Annotated in this window: 17 protein-coding genes and 4 pseudogenes; 3 read left to right on the top strand and 18 right to left on the bottom strand. The window is 64.5% G+C overall.

Features of this window, described 5'->3' with window-relative positions; genetic code table 11:
* Positions 1-435 precede the first annotated feature (435 nt).
* Positions 436-1,815 (top strand): annotated as a pseudogene (locus tag VQ042_RS13290) (ATP-binding protein); the annotation flags it as partial.
* A gap of 48 nt (positions 1,816-1,863) precedes the next feature.
* On the opposite strand, the gene VQ042_RS13285 reads toward VQ042_RS13290, so the two are convergent.
* Both VQ042_RS13285 and VQ042_RS13280 read right to left on the bottom strand, forming a co-directional pair.
* A complete protein-coding gene (locus tag VQ042_RS13285; RefSeq protein WP_331819995.1) occupies positions 1,864-3,579 on the bottom strand; it encodes a SulP family inorganic anion transporter in 1,716 nt (571 codons plus the stop codon).
* A gap of 84 nt (positions 3,580-3,663) precedes the next feature.
* Entirely contained in the window at positions 3,664-3,924 is a 261-nt protein-coding gene (locus VQ042_RS13280) for a helix-turn-helix domain-containing protein (protein ID WP_331819993.1), read from the bottom strand.
* Positions 3,925-4,396: 472 nt separating this feature from the next.
* Between VQ042_RS13280 and VQ042_RS13275 the strand changes: the two are divergent.
* Positions 4,397-5,080: pseudogene (locus tag VQ042_RS13275) on the top strand (IS630 family transposase); the annotation flags it as partial.
* A gap of 355 nt (positions 5,081-5,435) precedes the next feature.
* Here VQ042_RS13275 and VQ042_RS13270 read toward each other — a convergent pair.
* Together VQ042_RS13270 and VQ042_RS13265 are read right to left on the bottom strand one after the other, a co-directional pair.
* Positions 5,436-5,645 carry an ATP-binding protein gene (locus tag VQ042_RS13270; protein ID WP_442880079.1) on the bottom strand — a complete coding sequence of 70 codons (210 nt, stop codon included), beginning with the start codon at positions 5,643-5,645 and terminating at the stop codon, positions 5,436-5,438.
* Positions 5,557-6,029 (bottom strand): annotated as a pseudogene (locus VQ042_RS13265) (ATP-binding protein). The gene VQ042_RS13270 and the pseudogene VQ042_RS13265 overlap by 89 nt, the downstream one beginning before the upstream one ends.
* Positions 6,030-6,164: 135 nt before the next feature.
* Between VQ042_RS13265 and VQ042_RS13260 the strand changes: the two are divergent.
* Positions 6,165-6,287 (top strand): annotated as a pseudogene (locus tag VQ042_RS13260) (transposase); the annotation flags it as partial.
* 337 nt (positions 6,288-6,624) lie between these two features.
* On the opposite strand, the gene VQ042_RS13255 reads toward VQ042_RS13260, so the two are convergent.
* The 14 genes from VQ042_RS13255 to VQ042_RS13190 all read right to left on the bottom strand — a co-directional run bounded on the left by VQ042_RS13255 (position 6,625) and on the right by VQ042_RS13190 (position 16,837).
* Positions 6,625-7,797, bottom strand: coding sequence for an ImmA/IrrE family metallo-endopeptidase (locus VQ042_RS13255; protein WP_331819991.1), 1,173 nt, complete (start codon positions 7,795-7,797; stop codon positions 6,625-6,627).
* Positions 7,794-8,105 (bottom strand): type II toxin-antitoxin system HigB family toxin, encoded by a 312-nt coding sequence (locus VQ042_RS13250; protein WP_331819989.1) that lies wholly within the window; start codon positions 8,103-8,105, stop codon positions 7,794-7,796. Before VQ042_RS13250 ends, VQ042_RS13255 begins: the two co-directional genes overlap by 4 nt.
* A gap of 279 nt (positions 8,106-8,384) precedes the next feature.
* A complete protein-coding gene (locus VQ042_RS13245) occupies positions 8,385-9,356 on the bottom strand; it encodes an arsenic resistance protein (RefSeq protein WP_331819987.1) in 972 nt (323 codons plus the stop codon).
* A gap of 121 nt (positions 9,357-9,477) precedes the next feature.
* Positions 9,478-10,092, bottom strand: coding sequence for an SCO family protein (locus VQ042_RS13240; protein WP_331819985.1), 615 nt, complete (start codon positions 10,090-10,092; stop codon positions 9,478-9,480).
* Positions 10,089-10,550 carry a copper chaperone PCu(A)C gene (locus VQ042_RS13235; protein ID WP_331819984.1) on the bottom strand — a complete coding sequence of 154 codons (462 nt, stop codon included), beginning with the start codon at positions 10,548-10,550 and terminating at the stop codon, positions 10,089-10,091. Before VQ042_RS13235 ends, VQ042_RS13240 begins: the two co-directional genes overlap by 4 nt.
* A 23-nt stretch (positions 10,551-10,573) precedes the next feature.
* Complete coding sequence (locus VQ042_RS13230) at positions 10,574-11,017, bottom strand: DUF411 domain-containing protein (protein WP_331819983.1); 444 nt, start codon at positions 11,015-11,017, stop codon at positions 10,574-10,576.
* A gap of 89 nt (positions 11,018-11,106) precedes the next feature.
* Positions 11,107-11,709, bottom strand: coding sequence for a peroxiredoxin family protein (locus VQ042_RS13225; RefSeq protein ID WP_331819981.1), 603 nt, complete (start codon positions 11,707-11,709; stop codon positions 11,107-11,109).
* A 406-nt stretch (positions 11,710-12,115) separates the two neighbouring features.
* Positions 12,116-12,418: a hypothetical protein gene (locus VQ042_RS13220; RefSeq protein ID WP_331819979.1), complete on the bottom strand. Its 303-nt coding sequence runs from the start codon at positions 12,416-12,418 to the stop codon at positions 12,116-12,118.
* Between the two features lie 25 nt (positions 12,419-12,443).
* Positions 12,444-12,644 (bottom strand): hypothetical protein, encoded by a 201-nt coding sequence (locus VQ042_RS13215; RefSeq protein ID WP_331819978.1) that lies wholly within the window; start codon positions 12,642-12,644, stop codon positions 12,444-12,446.
* 166 nt (positions 12,645-12,810) lie between these two features.
* On the bottom strand, positions 12,811-13,299 hold the full coding sequence (locus VQ042_RS13210) for a c-type cytochrome (protein ID WP_331819977.1): 489 nt from the start codon (positions 13,297-13,299) through the stop codon (positions 12,811-12,813).
* Between the two features lie 132 nt (positions 13,300-13,431).
* Positions 13,432-13,935, bottom strand: a complete 504-nt coding sequence (locus tag VQ042_RS13205; protein ID WP_331819975.1) for a DUF411 domain-containing protein — start codon at positions 13,933-13,935, stop codon at positions 13,432-13,434.
* An 11-nt stretch (positions 13,936-13,946) separates the two neighbouring features.
* Positions 13,947-14,825 carry a hypothetical protein gene (locus VQ042_RS13200; protein ID WP_331819973.1) on the bottom strand — a complete coding sequence of 293 codons (879 nt, stop codon included), beginning with the start codon at positions 14,823-14,825 and terminating at the stop codon, positions 13,947-13,949.
* Between the two features lie 241 nt (positions 14,826-15,066).
* Entirely contained in the window at positions 15,067-15,411 is a 345-nt protein-coding gene (locus VQ042_RS13195; protein WP_331819971.1) for a hypothetical protein, read from the bottom strand.
* 601 nt (positions 15,412-16,012) lie between these two features.
* On the bottom strand, positions 16,013-16,837 hold the full coding sequence (locus tag VQ042_RS13190; protein WP_331819968.1) for a YiiX/YebB-like N1pC/P60 family cysteine hydrolase: 825 nt from the start codon (positions 16,835-16,837) through the stop codon (positions 16,013-16,015).
* Positions 16,838-16,858 lie beyond the last annotated feature (21 nt).

Genomic DNA, 16,858 nt, shown 5'->3' with positions numbered 1-16,858 from the left:
TCATGCAGAAGGACGGCTCAAAGGAATCCTTGAAGGGGAAATTCCAAAGGGCAGGCTGGGACAACGCATTCCTCTCTCGCCTGCTCAGCCTGTTCTGAAATGCGATTGCCCTGCTGTATCCCGACCTCGGAAGCTGCCTGCTCCAGCTCCCATAGATCGGGGTCACCGGGTCTATTGGCGGCGACAACCGTCCCCAGCACCTCCGTGCCGCGGTGATCACAGCGCGGGCGACGTCCCGCTTCCAGTCCGACGGGCCGCCAAACTCGCTGTATCGCGAGTAGGTGTCGAATGCCTGCATGGATTCCTCGACCGATCGTATCCCCTACACCATCGAGTACCGCACACTCTGGCGCGATGGCTCGACACAATGGGTGANCGCTGTATCGCGAGTAGGTGTCGAATGCCTGCATGGATTCCTCGACCGATCGTATCCCCTACACCATCGAGTACCGCACACTCTGGCGCGATGGCTCGACACAATGGGTGACGATCAACGGCCGGATCGTTCGCGATCGCGACGGTCGCACGGTCAAGCTTGTCGGGGTGTCCGCCGACATCACCGACCGCAAGGCGGCCGAGGAACATCTGCAACGCCTCAACGAGACGCTCGAGGCACGGGTCGCCGATCGCACGGCCGAGCTCGAGGCGGCACACCGGACCGTCGCCGCAGAGGTCGAACAGCGCGAGCGGACCGAGACGCTTCTGCGACAGTCCCAGAAGATGGAGGCGATCAGGCAACTGACGGGCGGCATCGCGCACGACTTCAACAACCTGCTGATGGCGGTCATCGGAAACCTCGGCCTCCTGCGCAAGCACGTGCCCGACAACCCGCGTGCGGTTCGCCTCATCGACGGGGCCCTGAAGGGGGCGGAGCGCGGAGCCGCTCTGACCCAGCGCCTGCTCGCCTTCGCGCGACGCCAGGATCTTGTCGTCGAGCCGCGGAACCTGGCGGAACTCGTGACGGGGATAACCGACCTGCTTGAGCGTTCCCTCGGGAACAGCATCGAGTTTCGCCTCGAACTTGTCAGTGAACCGTCGGTCGCGATGATCGATGCCAATCAGTTGGAGCTCGCCATCCTGAACCTGGTCGTCAATGCGCGCGATGCGATGCCGAATGGCGGCGAATTGCTGGTCCGCATCGACCATGCCCAGGGCAATGGCGGTCTCAAGCCAAGCAACTACGTTCGATTGACTGTGACAGACACGGGCCAGGGCATGAGCCCCGAGACTTTGGAGAAGGCAATCGAACCGTTCTTCTCCACCAAGGGTGTGGGCAAGGGAACGGGGCTCGGCCTGTCGATGATCCACGGCCTCGCCGTCCAGCTCAACGGCGACTTGTGCCTGACGAGCAGCGTCGGCAAGGGCACGCAGGCGGAGCTCTAGCTGCCTGCGGCAACCCAGACCATGGCGCCGAAACTGGAGTATGCTACCGCCCTTGTGGAGGCGGTTTCCGCAGACCCGGTCCGCGCCCGGATCCTGGCAGTGGACGACGATGCGCTGATCGCGATGAGCACGGTCGACATGCTGGAGGATCTCGGCCACGAAGTCGTCGAGGCAAACTCGGGGGGGCAAGCCCTGGAGCTCCTGGGGAACGGCCAGTCCTTCGACCTGATGATCACCGATTTTTCGATGCCGCGCATGAATGGGGCGGAACTTGCCGTGGCAGCACGTGCCGTGAGGCCCGATCTCCCGATCCTGCTGGCGACCGGGTATGCCGAGCTTCCGGCCGGCGAGCGACTGGGACTGCCGAGGCTGGTCAAGCCCTACAACCAGGACCAGTTGGCGGCCGAGATCCAAAAGATTCTAGCCGTGTAAACTGAGCTTTCTAATTGCGGCACATTGACGACGATGCGGTGCTGAGCATTACGTGATTTCCCAACCTTCTTCGGCAAAGTCCGGCAAACTGGCCACAGCATCCTCGATGGTCGCAGCATACTGAACGGAGGTTTTCTTGAGACCGTGCGTGATCAACACTCGCTGAATGTCCCGGCTGGCACCCGTCAGCCAGAGCGAAACGCCCTGCTTGTGCGTCTTGTGCGCCAGCCCCTCGATCATGTTGGCCCCCGTCGAGTCGAGGAATGGCACGGCCGCGAAGTCAACGATCAACGCCTTGTGGCTGTCCTGGATGCGGTCGAGGACCGAACCGATGGAGGCTGTCGCGCCGAAGAACAGCGCTCCGGTGATCCGGTAGATCACGATGTCCGGGTCTGTCGCCCTCTTCTCGCCATAGGCGCCCCGCGGCTGGGTGGAATCGGCCTCGTCGCGACCGACGAAGGGCGTGTGAGTTGCCACGGCGGTCGTCCAGCTCATGCGATGGATGAAGAGCACGGAGCCGAGCGCAAAGCCCACGACGATCGCCTCGGTCAGATCGCGGAAGATCGTCAGGAAGAAAGTTGCGCCCAGGACTGTCGCCTCGCCCCATCCCGAGCGCAGGAGGATGGCGATGGCCGGCTTCTCGATCATGTTCCATGCGACGACGGCTAGCACCCCCGCGAGCGCGGCAAGCGGGATGTAGGCCGCAAGCGGCGCCGCTACGAGCATGAACAGAAGTATGAAAAGGGCATGCAGCATCCCCGCGACGGGTCCGTGCGCGCCCGCCCGTACGTTGGTCGCGGTCCGGGCGATGGTCCCCGTTACGCAGAAGCCGCCGAAGAGGGACGAACCGACATTGGCCACGCCCTGCGCAACAAGCTCGCAGTTCGAGCGGTGCCTGCGTCCGGTCATGCCGTCGGCGACGACTGCCGAAAGCAGCGACTCGATCGCGCCGAGCAGGGTGAAGGAGATCGCTGCCGGGAGAACCGCCATGATCTCGTCCAAGGAGAAAACGGGAAGGCTTGGTGCCGGGAGCGACGAGGGAATCCCGCCGAACTTCGTACCGATGGTCTCAACGGGCAGCGCCAGAACCGCTGTGGCCGCCGCCGCCAGTCCGACGGCGACCAGCATGCCCGGCCAATGGGGACGCCAGCGGCGCAATCCGAGAATGACCCCGACTGTGGCAACGGACAGGCCGATGGCGGCCGGCGTGATGCTGCCGCGTGCCGCCCAAAGGGCCGGGAATTTCTCGAGAAGTTCGCCCGGCTCATTCTCGAGCGCCAGCCCGAAGAGCTCCTTGATCTGACTGGCAAAGATGATGACCGCGATCCCGGCGGTGAACCCGACCGTCACCGGGAAGGGAATGAACTTGATGAACGTTCCAAGCCGCAGGAACCCGACGACCGCCAGCATCAGCCCCGACAGAAAGGTCGCGAGGATGAGCCCGTCCATCCCATGCAGCGCGACAGTGCTTGCAATCAGGACAATGAAGGCTCCGGCGGGCCCGCCGACCTGGAAGCGCGAGCCGCCGAGCATCGAGACGAGGAACCCGCCTACAATGGCAGTGTAGAGCCCCTGCGCGGGGGTCGCACCAGATGCAATGGCGATAGCCATCGAGAGCGGCAGCGCCACGATGGCGACGGTCAGCCCGGCGATGGCGTCCGCACGCAACTGGGGCAGCCTGTAACCCTCGCGTAGCACTGTCAGGAGCTTCGGAGTGAAGAGCTCGGCGAAGCTAGGCGCGTCGCTGGTGGTCTGGTGTTTCATCGTGAGCCGCACCTTGGTGAAGGAAGCGGCGGGATCGTCGGCAGTCGTCGGCGGTCGCCGTCGCGGGTTGAAGGGTCTGGGTAGTCAGGGTTTCGCAAAGGTCGATTTCAGGCGCACACCGCGCCCTTGCGCTGTACTCGCCATGCCCTCACCAATGAGCTCGATCCCCGCGCGTTCCAGCGCCGCGATGACCTTCGTCAGACTGTCGACGACCCCCCGGACGTTGCCGGTGCTGGCTTCCATCCGCTGGATCGTGGGGACCGAAAGACCCGACAACTCGGCCAGGGTTTTCTGGTCGACGCCGAGAAGGGCACGGGCGGCCCGCATCTGGGCTGCGGTGATCATTTGAACATGTCCTAAATTAGGAAATGCATATCTAATATATCTTTACTCATTCGTCAAACATCAACTACACGAGCAGCGCCCTTCGATTCCATACCCGACTCCGCGCCCGCCCACGCCGCGGATACTCTGACCGGCCTTGGCCCGAAGCCGTCAGAACCCGGGAGATCTCAAATGGCGATTGACGCTGCCCCGCCCCCCACTAGGCTACGATGCTGGCAATCGGAGAGTCCCCTGTGCGTTCGGATGATCTACCCCTCGGAGCAGTCCTACGTCGCGCCGTCTGGTCCGCCGTGCTGATGCTTGCAGCCGGCGGCCTTCTTTATTTGACGTTAGGTATCTCGACATGGTCCGCGGTTCTGTTCGCGGTCGCTTGCGGAATCATATGGAGCTTCCCAAGGGCTTAGTGGATTGACCGGAACGAAAGAGTCCGGTGTGGGATTCACATCGGTGTGCTCGCATGCGAGTCTGCTGCATGCGCACAGGAGTTACCATTTCGGTCTCCGCCGCCGATCGCCGGCGTCTGGAGGCCATCGTCGCAGACCGCAACACGGTGCAGAAGCATGCGTGGCGAGCGCGGATCGTCCTTCTGACCGCCGACGGTGTCGGGACCAACGCCATCATGACAGCGATGGGCAATTCGAACACGACCGTCTGGCGCTGGCAGGCCCGCTTCGCTGAGGCCGGCGTCGATGGGTTGCTCGAGGACAAGACGCGTCCGCCCGGCAAGGCTCCGATCGGCGATGGCCGCGTCGTGGACCTCGTGCGCCTGACACATGAGCCGCCGCCGCACGAGGCCACGCACTGAACTGCGCGGGCCATGGCGAAGGCCGTCGGGCTTGGGGTGGCGACGGTGCAGAAGATCTGGAAGGCTGACGGCCTCGCGCCGCATCGCTGGCGCGCCTTCAAGCTATCCAGAGATCCCGCCTTCGCCGAGAAGCTCCACGCCATCGTCGGGCTCTACGTCAGCCCTCCGGCGCATGCCGTGGTGCTCAGCGTCGACGAGAAGAGCCAGATCCAGGCACTCGACAGGACGCAGCCGGGCCTGCCGTTAAAAAAGGGGCGCGGCGCGACCATGACCCATGACTACAAACGTAACGGCACGACCAACGATGTCATCCAAAGTTCGCAAGGCGGCTCACGCCGGAGGCACACGCACTAAGGGATCGTCACCGACACTCTGCGTCAGATAGCAAGTCAGGGTGCGCCCTTCCCGGCACCGGTACATCCGCTGCACCGTGCCGCAGACCAGCTCATCGATAGCATCGCTGGGGGCTGCCTGATGATGATGCAGATTTAGGAAGCGGAAGCGGTGCTGTGAACGAAGTTCTGGAAAAAACCCGAGCAGGCGATCGGCGGGCAAAAGGCGCCGCCGTTGTCAGTAGTCCCCGCGATCGCCCTCACCTTGCGGAGGCTCTGCTGAATGGCGGCGTAGATGTAGCACGTCAACCGTGATGTCCGGTCAGCGATAGCCAAGTTGGCTGGTGCTGCTGCCGCTGGGTTGGTGGTTGTCGTCAGGTTTGGCTGTCGCTCCCTGGTTCAGTTTGGTTGTCGCTGAGGCTTTGGCGGACAATTGACGGTCCGCCGTCGATCCGTATTGCGGCGGTGCGCCGTCGGTAGCTTTCGGCGTTCATCTCAAGGATGGTCGCGTGGTGGACGAGACGGTCGATGGCGGCGACAGCGACAGCCTGCCCGGGGAAGACCCGGTCCCATGCGCTGNTCAAGGATGGTCGCGTGGTGGACGAGGCGGTCGATGGCGGCGACAGCGACAGCCTGCTCGGGGAAGACTCGGTCCCATGCGCTGAAGGGCTGATTGGCGGCGATGGCGAGGCTGCGATGCTCGTATCGCCGGGCGATCAGCTCGAACAGGACACTGGTTTCGGCCAGATCCTTGTTGGCGTAGGTGATGTCGTCGAGGATCAGGAGGTCGAACTTGTCGAGCTTTCCCAGAGCCGCCTCCAGGGCGAGGCCGCGGCGGGCGGCCTGTAGCCGCTGCACGAGATTGGTGGTCGGGTATAGAGAACGCGGTAGCCGGCCTCCACCAGGGAATGGCCGACGGCCGCCAGCAGATGCGTCTTGCCACTGCCGGAGTTGCCAATGGCGACCAGATTGTCGCCGGTCTCGATCCAGTCGCCGGCGGCGAGCGCGGTGATTTGGCCTTGGGTACGGTGGGCAGCGCGGCGAAGTCATGTGGCCAGGGTTTTGCCGCAGGCAACCTGGCCTGGACGAGGTGGCGCTGGAGGACCGACTTCCTGCGTTCCCGGGGCCTGGCGGGAGTGAAGCTCGTCATCTCGGACGCCCACACCGGCCAGAAGGCCGCCATCGCACGGGTATTCGACGCCATCTGGCAGAGATGTCGGGTGCATCAATGACGAAGATCAGCATGTTGGTTGGCGATCGATCTGGCGAAGGGAAGCTTTCAGATCTCCGACGTCGGGCCGGATGGGGCGGTTCTCTACAATCGGGCGCTGTCGCGGCCGCGTTTGATTGCACTGCTGGGCGAGCGCGCCCAGGAGACGATGTTCGACGACGTCGCGCGCCCAGTTGACGGCGACGACGTTCAGGCTGTCGTCCCGTCGACCGAATTACGAAATGCGGTCGCAGAAGACAGTGGGCCGAACCGTCCGTCCAACGGAAGCCCGCCGCGTCCTCGCGGATCGAGACGACCTCAACCGAACGGGCCGTTCGAGCCGTGGACCTGGATCAGACGACCCCGAAGTGGCTGCGGACCCCGCCCTGTCCGACGAGATCTGTCATCAGCCTGTAGTTCTTCTGCTCGAACCGTAGCCGTCCGGCGATGATAGCAGGGCTGATCGACAGCTTCCGCGCCCAAGCCCGTACCTCGGCCTCGCGCCGGACGCCTGCGACCTCGAACCATACGGAGGTGGGGAGCAGCGCCTCCCGCGCCCAGTCGTCCGCCTCGCGCTCCTGCCCCGTCCCCTCGGAGTCGAGATCGTCGACGAACCACTCGCCCGCCGCGCCGTCGAGATGAAGCGCCACGTGCGCCAGCTCATGCGCGAGGCAGAACCAGAAGTTGTCGAGGCGGTCATGGCGAAGCGACATGCCGATGACGGGGGACCCGTCGGCAAGCTTCGTCGCAGCGCCGTCGATCCGCGTTTTTGGCAGGTGCCGTTCGATGACGAGGTGGATGCCGTTTTTTCCAAGGAACTCCCTTGCGAGCCGCGGCCCGTCGTCGAGGAAGCTCAGCCTGACCAAGTCGGCCACGAAGTCCGCGTCGACCGAACCGGGCTCGTACCGCCCCGGCAATGCCTCGTCGCAGGCGACTGACACGATACGGGATGTCCAGGCCGCGACGGCATGCTCGTCGGTCGTCCCTTTCGCTCGGATGGATCTCCTGTAGAGGGCTGGCTGGATGCAGCCTGTGGAAGCCTGTGGCATGAGGGAGCGCGCAAGCTCCCCGGCACGTGACCGCGCCTCCTTGGCCGTCCCGGCGAAACCCGCGACCCAGCCCCGGCGCACGATTTCGTGCCATGGCCACTTCGACGCGTCGAACGCATCCTTGGCCTCCGGCTCGCGTAGGAGGACCTCTGCGGGAATTCCGAGGCCGGCATGCAGCGCCTTGATCATCGCGAGCGTCAGCGGCCGCTTGCGGTTCATCACCTCGGAGACCTTGCTCGCGCTACCGATGAACGGCACGAGGTCGCGCCGGGCGAGGCCTGCCTGGTCCATGCGAAACGCGATGGCGTCGATCGGGTCAGGATGGGCAATTGAGTGGTGCTTGGCCTCCCACGTCTCGACGAGCGCGGAAAGGAAGTCGAGCTCCTCGAACTCGGGCGTGCCAGGCTCAGCCGACATCAGGTCTCCCACGCGAGCGAGCGCGGTCTCGTAGTCGCTTTCTGACTTGATGGGCTTCACGTGCATCGGACCGTCTCCACGTCGATTTTGTCGTAGTCTTCGTGCGTCCCGACCCAGCAGACGTACACGATGCCGATCGCGTAGTTGATGCTAACGACGAGACGATAGTCGTTGCCCTTGATGTTGAACACGATGCGCCCGTTGCCGACCACGCTGGCGTTCCGGTAGGTCGCCTTCAGGTCGTTCGGGTGCTTCCAGGTCGCCGCCTTCGCCTCTTCATGCCATGCCTCGAGGGGTCCCTTGGCAACGGAATGCCTGCGCTCCGACTCCCAGAACTTCCTCAATGTCTGCTTGGAGAGGACACGCATATCGTTACAGAGTTCCCTCACAAGGCACAACGTATGAATTCCCTCTCGGAGAACAATGTTTCGTCATGCGACCAACCGAAGCGGCGGGCCGCATGGAGAGGGGCGGCTATGACATTCGTCGACGGCGCGGATGACGCAGGAACGGTGCCTCATCGGGGAACATGGGTAAACCCCTGGCCGGATCGCTGCGGGCACCCTTTCACGCGAACAGGAACAACGGGGAAACCGTGTCGGCCGGAGTGGCAGACGCCAGTGCCCGTGCGACTGGTGCCCGCAGGCTCAGGCGGCCGTAGCCGCTTCCGCCCTGCCCATTCTCGGAATGATCCGCATGTAGGCGAGCGAGGCGACCAACTCGACGACCGTCTGGGCGACGATGACGGCCGGCAGGAGCGGCACCGCGCCCGGCACGGCAAAGGCCAGCGGCAGCACGACGAGAGAGTTGCGCGTCGCCGAGCTGAACGCGGTCGCCCTCGCCCCGGGAGCATCAAGGCCCACAAGCCGGCCCACGAACCAGCCGACAACCGGCGCGGCAATGGCGTATGCGACGTAGATCGGGACGACGCGGAGCGCGCCGTCGATCGCGAGGCCGAGCTGCGGCACGACGGCTGCGAAGACCAGGAACAGGACGAGCGCCGTTGCGGGAACGGGCATGACGCTGAGACTCTCCCGAACCCACCCGACCGCGGTGCTTCGCGCCGCACCGAACTGGACGACCGCGGCGAGCGCCAGCGGGATCGCGATCAGCCAGACGAAGGCGTGGAGGAACGGGCCTACCTGTACCAGCCGCGCGGCGTCGTCGCCGAGGAAGAGGTCGAGGTAGACGGGGAGCAGGAGCATCTGGAGGACGAGGAGCGCGGGCGTCGAGGCGAGCAGTAGCGGCGCGTCCGCCCTGCCGATCTGTGCAAAGGTGACGACGTAGTCGATGCAGGGTGCCAGCAGGACCAGAAGGACGCCGAGACGGAGCATGGGGTCGGCGGGCAGGAACTGGACGAGGCCGAACACCAGCACGGGGACAGCGACGAAATTGGCTCCCGCGAGAGCGGCGAAAAACCGGACCTGGAGCAAGGCCTGTCTGAGGTCGGCCAACGGCACCTGGAGGAAGGTGACGAACAGCATGAACGCCAAGGCGGGATCGATGGCCGCCGCGAGACCGGTCGTCGGAAGGGCGAACGATGCCACGACGGCCACGAGGATCGCGGCGAAGTAGATGGCCACCTGCCTGGCTTCTAGTGCCTCGCGCAGGCCAATCATGGTGGATGGTCCTTATGGATCGTCACGGTTGACGAGCTACGCAGATGCATCCACCGACCCGCGGAGCGGCGCGGTGTATCTGGCGGCCCAGCCAGGCATGAAGGCGATCGCTCGACCAGACTCAAGCCTCAACCGACAACAGCCGCTCGACCTTCTTCCGCCGGACCTCCATGTCCTCATGTATATCGAGCGTCCCGGCGAACCCGCCGTTCCGGTCGTAGAGGTAGATCCCGGCCGAGTGGTCGATCGTGTAGTCGCCACCTCCAGTCGGCACCTTCCTCCGGTAAGCCTTGAAGGCTGAGAACGCGCGATCGACCTCGGCTTCCGGTCCCGTGAGACCTACGATCCGTGGATCGAATGACTGGAGATAGGCATTGAGTACCTCGGGCGTGTCCCGCTCGGGGTCCCCGCTGATCAGCACGACCTGCAACTCGTCGGCTTGCGCTCCAAGGGCGTCGAGGAGCACCGACAGTTCACCGAGCGTCGTCGGGCAGATGTCGGGACAATGCGTGAAACCGAAGAACACCGCGACGGGCCCGCCCCGAAAGTCCGACCACGTCCTGGGCTTTCCGTCCTCATCCACCAGTGAGAACTCACCACCGATGGGCGTGGCCGAACTCGTGTCGGCAGTGGGCGCATGCTCGGAACTCGGTAGCGTCCAAGCCGCTCCGACGAAGACTCCCGTGGCCACGGCGACGGCGACCCAAAGCCAGCGTCGGGCCGTGCGCAATGTCATTGCCCGTGACCCTCGTGGGTGGTAGCCGCACCGGCTCCGCCGAAGCCTTCGACCGAGAAGCGGACAGGTACGGTTCCAGCATGCTCGAACACCAGTGTACCTTCGAAGGAGCTGTCCCTGACGATCGCCTCCTTCAGGACGAGCAGCATGATATGGGTTCCCCCGGAAGCCAGCGTGACCGTCGCACCCGGTTCGATGAGGATTCCGTTCTCGACCGGACGCATCCGTGCGACGCCGTTCTCCACCGACGACTCGTGGATCTCGAATCTACCCGCGACGGTAGCCGATCCGCCGATCAGTCGGTCTGCTCGACTTCCTACGTTGGTGACCGACAAATACCCCACCCCGACCTTCGCGGTCGGCGGGGTCGGTCGGGACGACGGATGGTCGATCGTCAGACTTCCGGCTTTGAATTCATGTGCCGTGATGGGGCCGACAAAGCCGAGGCTGATGGCCACCGCGGTCGCGATATGCGTCGACCTCATTTCGGGTACCGCGCATAGACGGTGGCGGTGCCGTCTCGCGCGACGAGGAGCACCTCGTAGGGTTTGTCGCTCTCGCCCATACCGGGACTGCCGGCAGGCATGTCGGGAACGGTTAGGCCGATCGCGTCGGGCTTCTCGGCGAGGATCCGTTTGACCTCCGCGGCCGGAACGTGACCCTCGACGACATAGCCGCCGACGAAACCCGTGTGGCACGAGGTCAGGCCCGGCTTCAGTCCGGCCTCCATCTTCTTCGCGTAGAGATCCGCCATCGCGAGGTTCTCGTTCTCGACCTCGAACCCGGCCTCCTCAAGGTGCTTCATCCAGCCGGTGCAGCACCCGCATCCAGACGTCGAGAACATTTCGACGTTCTCTGCCGCGAGCACGGACGTAGACAGGAGGGCAAGCATGCCGGCGAGGAATGTCGTCCGCTTGGACATCATGGGTTTCGACCTTTCGTTTGTCGTCAGATCCAGCGCCGGACGGCGCTTCGGTAGTTAGGATAGGCGGAGCCGAACGTGCGCCACGATAATCAAAACGCTCCAAGTATGCTGTCGAGCCAGCCGCTCTCCGGCGGTGGCGTGTTCGTCAATGCGTTGATGTAGACAATCAGGTTCGTGCGGGCGAATTCCGCGCCGTGAAAGATGGCGGCATGGCGTCCACCGCGGTCGATGACATGGATCATTGGCGCGTAGTCCTCACGCGCGGACAGGGCTGCGAAGGATGCCGCCGCCTTGGCGGCGCCTTCACCCACCGTGACGGGTAGCCAGTTCGATCTGTCCAAGCCTGCCACAGAGGCGGCACCCACCGTGAGGAAGGTGACCCGATCGCGCATCGGCGTGATGTTCACCCCCTCTTGCACCGCGCGCAAAAGTGCCTGCTGCGCATTGCAAGGCGAACCGCAGCCCGCGGGTATGAAGCTGACCACGAGTATCTTGTCCTGAAGCCCGTCCAGACGCAGCGTCGATCCGTCGGGATCGGTCCCGTTCAGCGGTGGCGCAAGGCGTCCATCGGAATGCTCGAAGGCGGGCTCCCGCTCGGCCATAAGCTCGTCAATCGGGGCGTCGGAACTGTGCGCGAAAGCTTCGCCAATGGGCGCGAGCATCAACACCAGGACAAGAACGATACGTTTCAATATCCGCCCTCCAACCCGGCGGCGGAGTCTATGGTTGGAACTGCCCCCCCGACTGTGACCTTTCCGTGAGCGTCTCGAGCGCTGCGACGCGCGCCTGCGAAACACTGGGTTCTCCCGCTTCGACTGGCCGGTTCGTCAACTAATCCGGGACCAGGCATAATACCGAGAGCGGCCGGGCTTCGACGTCGCTGGTTTACCCCGGTCGGGCTGTCCCGTCGGTGACGAGCTTGACCGATGGGCCCCGCTGCGCACCCTTGCCTGGGTTGAGCAGCGCCAACATCGAGCGTGTCGACACCCGGTCGCGCCCGGAGACGGAGACGAGACAGGGAGAGGTAGACTGAGTTCATCGGGTCTCTTTCAACGTGGAAACGCAGGCCCGACCGTCGGGGCCGGGCCTGCACGGCTATCAGCCGTCGTTTTTCGGGATGGCGTGGTGAGGCTGAGCGGCCATTGCCTGCATCATCTCGGTGCAGTCCTCCATCATCGGACGCATCTGCTGCATCATCTGCATCATGCCCTGCATGCCGGACTCATCGCCGCCCATCATGCCTTTCATGCCGGACATGTCGCCGCCCTGCATGTCACTGCCCTTCATGGCGTCGCCCTGCGTCATCTTCCCCGGCGCGGCGTCCTCCTGCGCAAAGGTCACGGGCGCGGAAATCATGGCCGCAAAAGCGATTACAAAGCCAAGTGTGGTGTTCGTCTTCATGGTCGTCACCTCGGTTGGGTTGGTTTCAGTCCTTGGTCGTACCCGGCGCGTCGGTCGGGCTCCTGTCTGCGTCACAGCTTTTGCTCTTGCACATGACGCAGTATCCGGTGGCGCACATCACAGCGCAGGGGGCGAGCGCCAGAATCAGCGGTGCGGCCCCGATCGCCGTAAGCCAATCCCAATTCAACGCCATGCCCGCGCTGGTGATCGCCATCGCGGCGATCACCAGTCCCCTGCGGCCAAGCGGCATGCGAAACCCAGCGGATCGCGGCCTTGGGGCCGAATGAGATGTGTCGGTCAAGTTCAGTTCCTTCCGTTTGCGATGATGTTTCCGAACAGCGCGTTGTCCTCCGCGCTGTCCCGTTGCCAAGGATCTCGAGCGACTGCCGTGTTCACGAGCCACCCTCGTCGTTCGCTGTGACGTCCGCCTGAAAGTTGCGCTGGCGCTCCGGCCAAGTGCTCTTGATGAAGGCGAGCACTGCCCGGATCTGTTCGTCCGTCAGCACGTCTTGGAAGGCGGGCATGTCGCTGTCGTAGCCCGGCACGACCCCACCAACGCCCAGCCTTGTAATGGTGAAGAGCTGCCGATCCGGATGGTGCCAGGTGTGCCCGGACTCGTCATGCGGCGGCGCCGGCATTCGGCCGTTCTCGAGCCGCCGCATCCAGTCGGCTTGACCCTCCAGATTGTCACCATGGCAAGACGCGCAGTTCGCGGCGTAAAGATCCTGCCCAAGGGCGATCTCATCCGCCGTGACCGGCTCGCCCAGGAAGGTGACGTCCTGCGCAGGCGCTTCGCCGCCGTGCTGTTGCGCCAGCGCGGCGATGACTGCCAACGCCGCCGCCGCAGCACCGGTGACGATAGCAATCGCTATCGGCTTCATTTTGGCCCCCGGAGGTATCTCACCAACGCCATGAGGCTGAGGATCAAAACCGTCACGACGAGCAGGAGTACGAGGCCGCCGCCCGCCATCATCAAGCCCATCATCGGCCCGTCCATCATTCCGCCAATGCAATCACTCATCGGAGTAGACGGAAATTCCGCCCTCACCGAAAGCATAGGTCTTCAACGTGCCGGTCTTCTCCGGCGCCATTCCGGGGGCGTTGCCCGGCATGCCGGGCAGCGTGATTCCGGCAATCTGCGGGCGCTCGGTCACCAGGCGCTCGATGATCTTTGCCGGCACGAGCCCGCTGACGTAGTAGCCGTCGATCTCGGCGAGATGGCAGCCGATCCCATCCTGCGGCACCCCGACATCGACTGAGCGCCGATCGAAACCCGGATCGTCGACGCGGGTCACCTGATAGCCCTTGGCTTCCAGATATTCGGCATAGGTGTCGCAGCATCCGCAGTTTGGATCCCGCCAGATCGTGATCCTCTTGGAGGGCACGATCTGTTCCGCAGCGGCGATCGCGGCAGTGGGCGACCGACTTGAATCCTGCGCCGAGGACAATGTGGCGAAGGCGATGCCTCCAGCGACTGCGACGGTCACGATCGAGGCGATGACGAGAGCGTTCTTCATGATGAAATCCTTCAGGAGGTCGCGAGCGCGGACCAGGTGGTGCCGCAGTCGCGGCTCTGCTTCAAACCGCCATCCAGCGCGGCGACGAGGTACTTGGGATCGGACGGGTTCACCGCCACTGCGGAGGCGTCACCCGACGTCAAACGTGACCAGACGACCCCGGCGTCCCGTGAACTCCAGACGCCCGACGGCAGGGCGGCGTAGAGCATCCCCGACGCGGTATGTGCGCCAGCCAGCGCACGGACCGGCTCGCCCGACGGCAGCGGCGCTTCTGGAGGCGGTGCGTCGCCGGCTACCAGAGCGTCCATCGCGTTGCCGGGCTGGACGTCCTGCCAACGGCAGAAGCAATCCGGCACGCGCGTGATCCCGGTGTCGGTGCCCGCGTAGATCCAGATCCCGCCCATGCCGGTCGCGAGATCGACCGAGGCAAGCGACCGAAGGTCACGCTCCGCATCGTCGAGCCACGGGCGGTCCATCGCGAGGCTCCAGTTCCTGCCGGCGTCCTCGCTCTTCCAGAGGCCGTCGCCGCGGATCGCGGCGTACATCATATCGGGCTGGCGAGCCGCGAACGTGACCGCATCGACGGCACCTTTGCCGTATCCGACGACCTGACTTTCCCACGCGCGCCCCCCATCCTCCGAGACGGCAACCCCGCCGGAAGCGAGCCCGGCGACGACGCGGCCCGGCCGCTCGGGGTGGGTCGCCAGCGCAAGGATGCCGTCAGGCCCGGACAGTGAGATCCGCGTGCGTCCCCCGTCGTCGCTGCGGCTGAGGGTCGCCCCTGCCGCGATCAGCGCCTCCCCGTCGAATGCGAGAGCCACGGCCGGGGACGATGCCGACATGGCCGGGCGCAATGCGACCGGGAGCGCCAGAAGTCCGACTGCGGTCAAGGAAGCAGACAGAAATCCGCGTCGGGTCTGATGGAGGAAGCCCTGCGGGCTCCCGGGGGCGGACATGGTGGCGCGCGAAGGCGCCGGGTCGGGATTTCGAGCCATTGTTCAACTCTCACTGATCGATTGGTCGTCTGCCGAAAAGCCGGAAATAATCCGGCATCGGTCACCACCGTGCTTCGGCGCCAACGCACCGATAGTCACGGCAAGACGCCCCGACGCGATAGCGCCGGGCGTCAGATTAGATGAGAGTTCGAGGGGGCTGCTCTGTCGGAGGGCACGTCAGGCCACAATGGTCGTCAGTTACCGCCGGGTCCAAGAGACCGCCCGTCGGCTGAACGAACCGATCGCCTTGCGGTCCGAGGACGGCCGCAAGACTGCCTGAGCCGCAATGGAAATCGCAGGCGAGGCCCATACCGCCGACTTCGGGACCATCACAGGCCTCGCAGTCCGCCATGTCCATGGATGCGACGTCGATGGCCACCATGTCGGCGGCCATCTTTGCCGAGCCAGCCGCATGCGCAACCGAACTCGCCGCGAATGCGGCGAGGAGTGCGACAAATATCAGGCGGGCGATGAACTGCATGAGCGTAGGCTATTCCTCGTTCGATCCAATTGCCAGCGCGGCACATTGGCGATCCTGGAGCCAGACGGGTCATGGCGAGCGGCCCACCTGGCTCTCCTACACCTCCGACGTGTAGCGTCACGATGGCTAAGCAGCCTCGCTGTGAACAAGTGGGGCTTCCACTCGCTGGAAGGTCAAGAGCGATGGGCGACGATTTTCGTCGCCTTCGGCGAGAGCCACCGATTAGGCTTCGCCGAGGTCGCTGTCATGTGGAAACACAAGCGTGCACCCGGACTCGTAGCGGCTCGGATGATGCCGCTCAATCATCCCAGCCGCCGTTACGTAACTCACCGGCGATGCTGACCGGCCGTGTCGCGTGATGGTCACAGATAACGGGGGCATGTCGGTGACGGTTCGGCTGGTGTCGATGCGGGGGGTGGTGCGGCTCTGGGCCTTCCCGGGCTTTGTGTTCGTGCCGGTGGGGAGCCGTGAAAATGCAGTGACGCGTGGTGGACGTGCTGAACCTTGAAGGAAACGTTCGCGACCAGAAGCTCAGCGCGGTGCCACGCAGGCAGCCGCCCCCGCCGCCATGACGAAGAATGTCGTGCTAAGGTTGGCCCGTTTAGTCGCAGGCCGCAATCTCAAGGCCCGGAAACGGCGGCATCTTCGGCGCCGGATCGCCCCACGGAATCTCACGAGGATTGAAGTGGGCGACAAGTCTCGGCTTCACGATCTCGAAGAAGGGCGACAGATCAAAATCGCGGGGCGCAAACAAGGAGTGGTGCCGGATGTGGAAGATTTCGCGCTGCGCCTCACGGCCGACTCCCCCCGGCGTGATGAGGATGTCGGGAAGAATCGGATAGCGGACCGACTGAAAGGCCTGCGCGATGAGTGACGAGCAGATCGCCCGCGTCGGGTCACCCGACCCCAGCGCCAGCATGCGGCGGCGCCAACGAACCGGCACCGGGGGCGTGGGCAGGAAATAGCGCGCCAGGTCCAGGATGTTGCGAAAGTCGTAGCGCATGCCGATCCGCTCGACCATGAACCGCGCGACGGCGAGACGATCAGCGCGCGGCAGCCCTCGGGGACGGCAGATGCGAATGTTGTGGTCGCGATATTTCGATAGCGGGACCGCGACGCATCCTTCGGCGAGTTCGACCTCGACCAGCCGCGGTAGCTCGCCGTCGGCTGACAACGATGCCATGTTGCCGACATAGAGCGCCGCATGTGACCAGGTCGACTGCGTCAGGTACTTGATCGCGACCGAGACGTTCTGGCGGCCTTCGACCAGCACCACGTCGCCGATCCTGAGAGTCTGGCAGAGCGTATCGTAGTCCGACAGCGCGTAAGGCTGGTAGCCGGGCGTCGGTGCGTCGAGGCGCCGGGCCATCCACCGCCCGATTCGGTCGAGCATCGTGTCACAGGCGTTCTCCAGAAAGGCGGTCATTGCACGGACCCAAGTGTCGAA

Source organism: Aurantimonas sp. A2-1-M11, from assembly GCF_036549475.1.
Lineage (GTDB): Bacteria > Pseudomonadota > Alphaproteobacteria > Rhizobiales > Rhizobiaceae > Aurantimonas.
The sequence above is the reverse complement of the archived record's forward strand: the minus strand, read 5'-3'. Positions and strand labels throughout refer to the sequence as shown.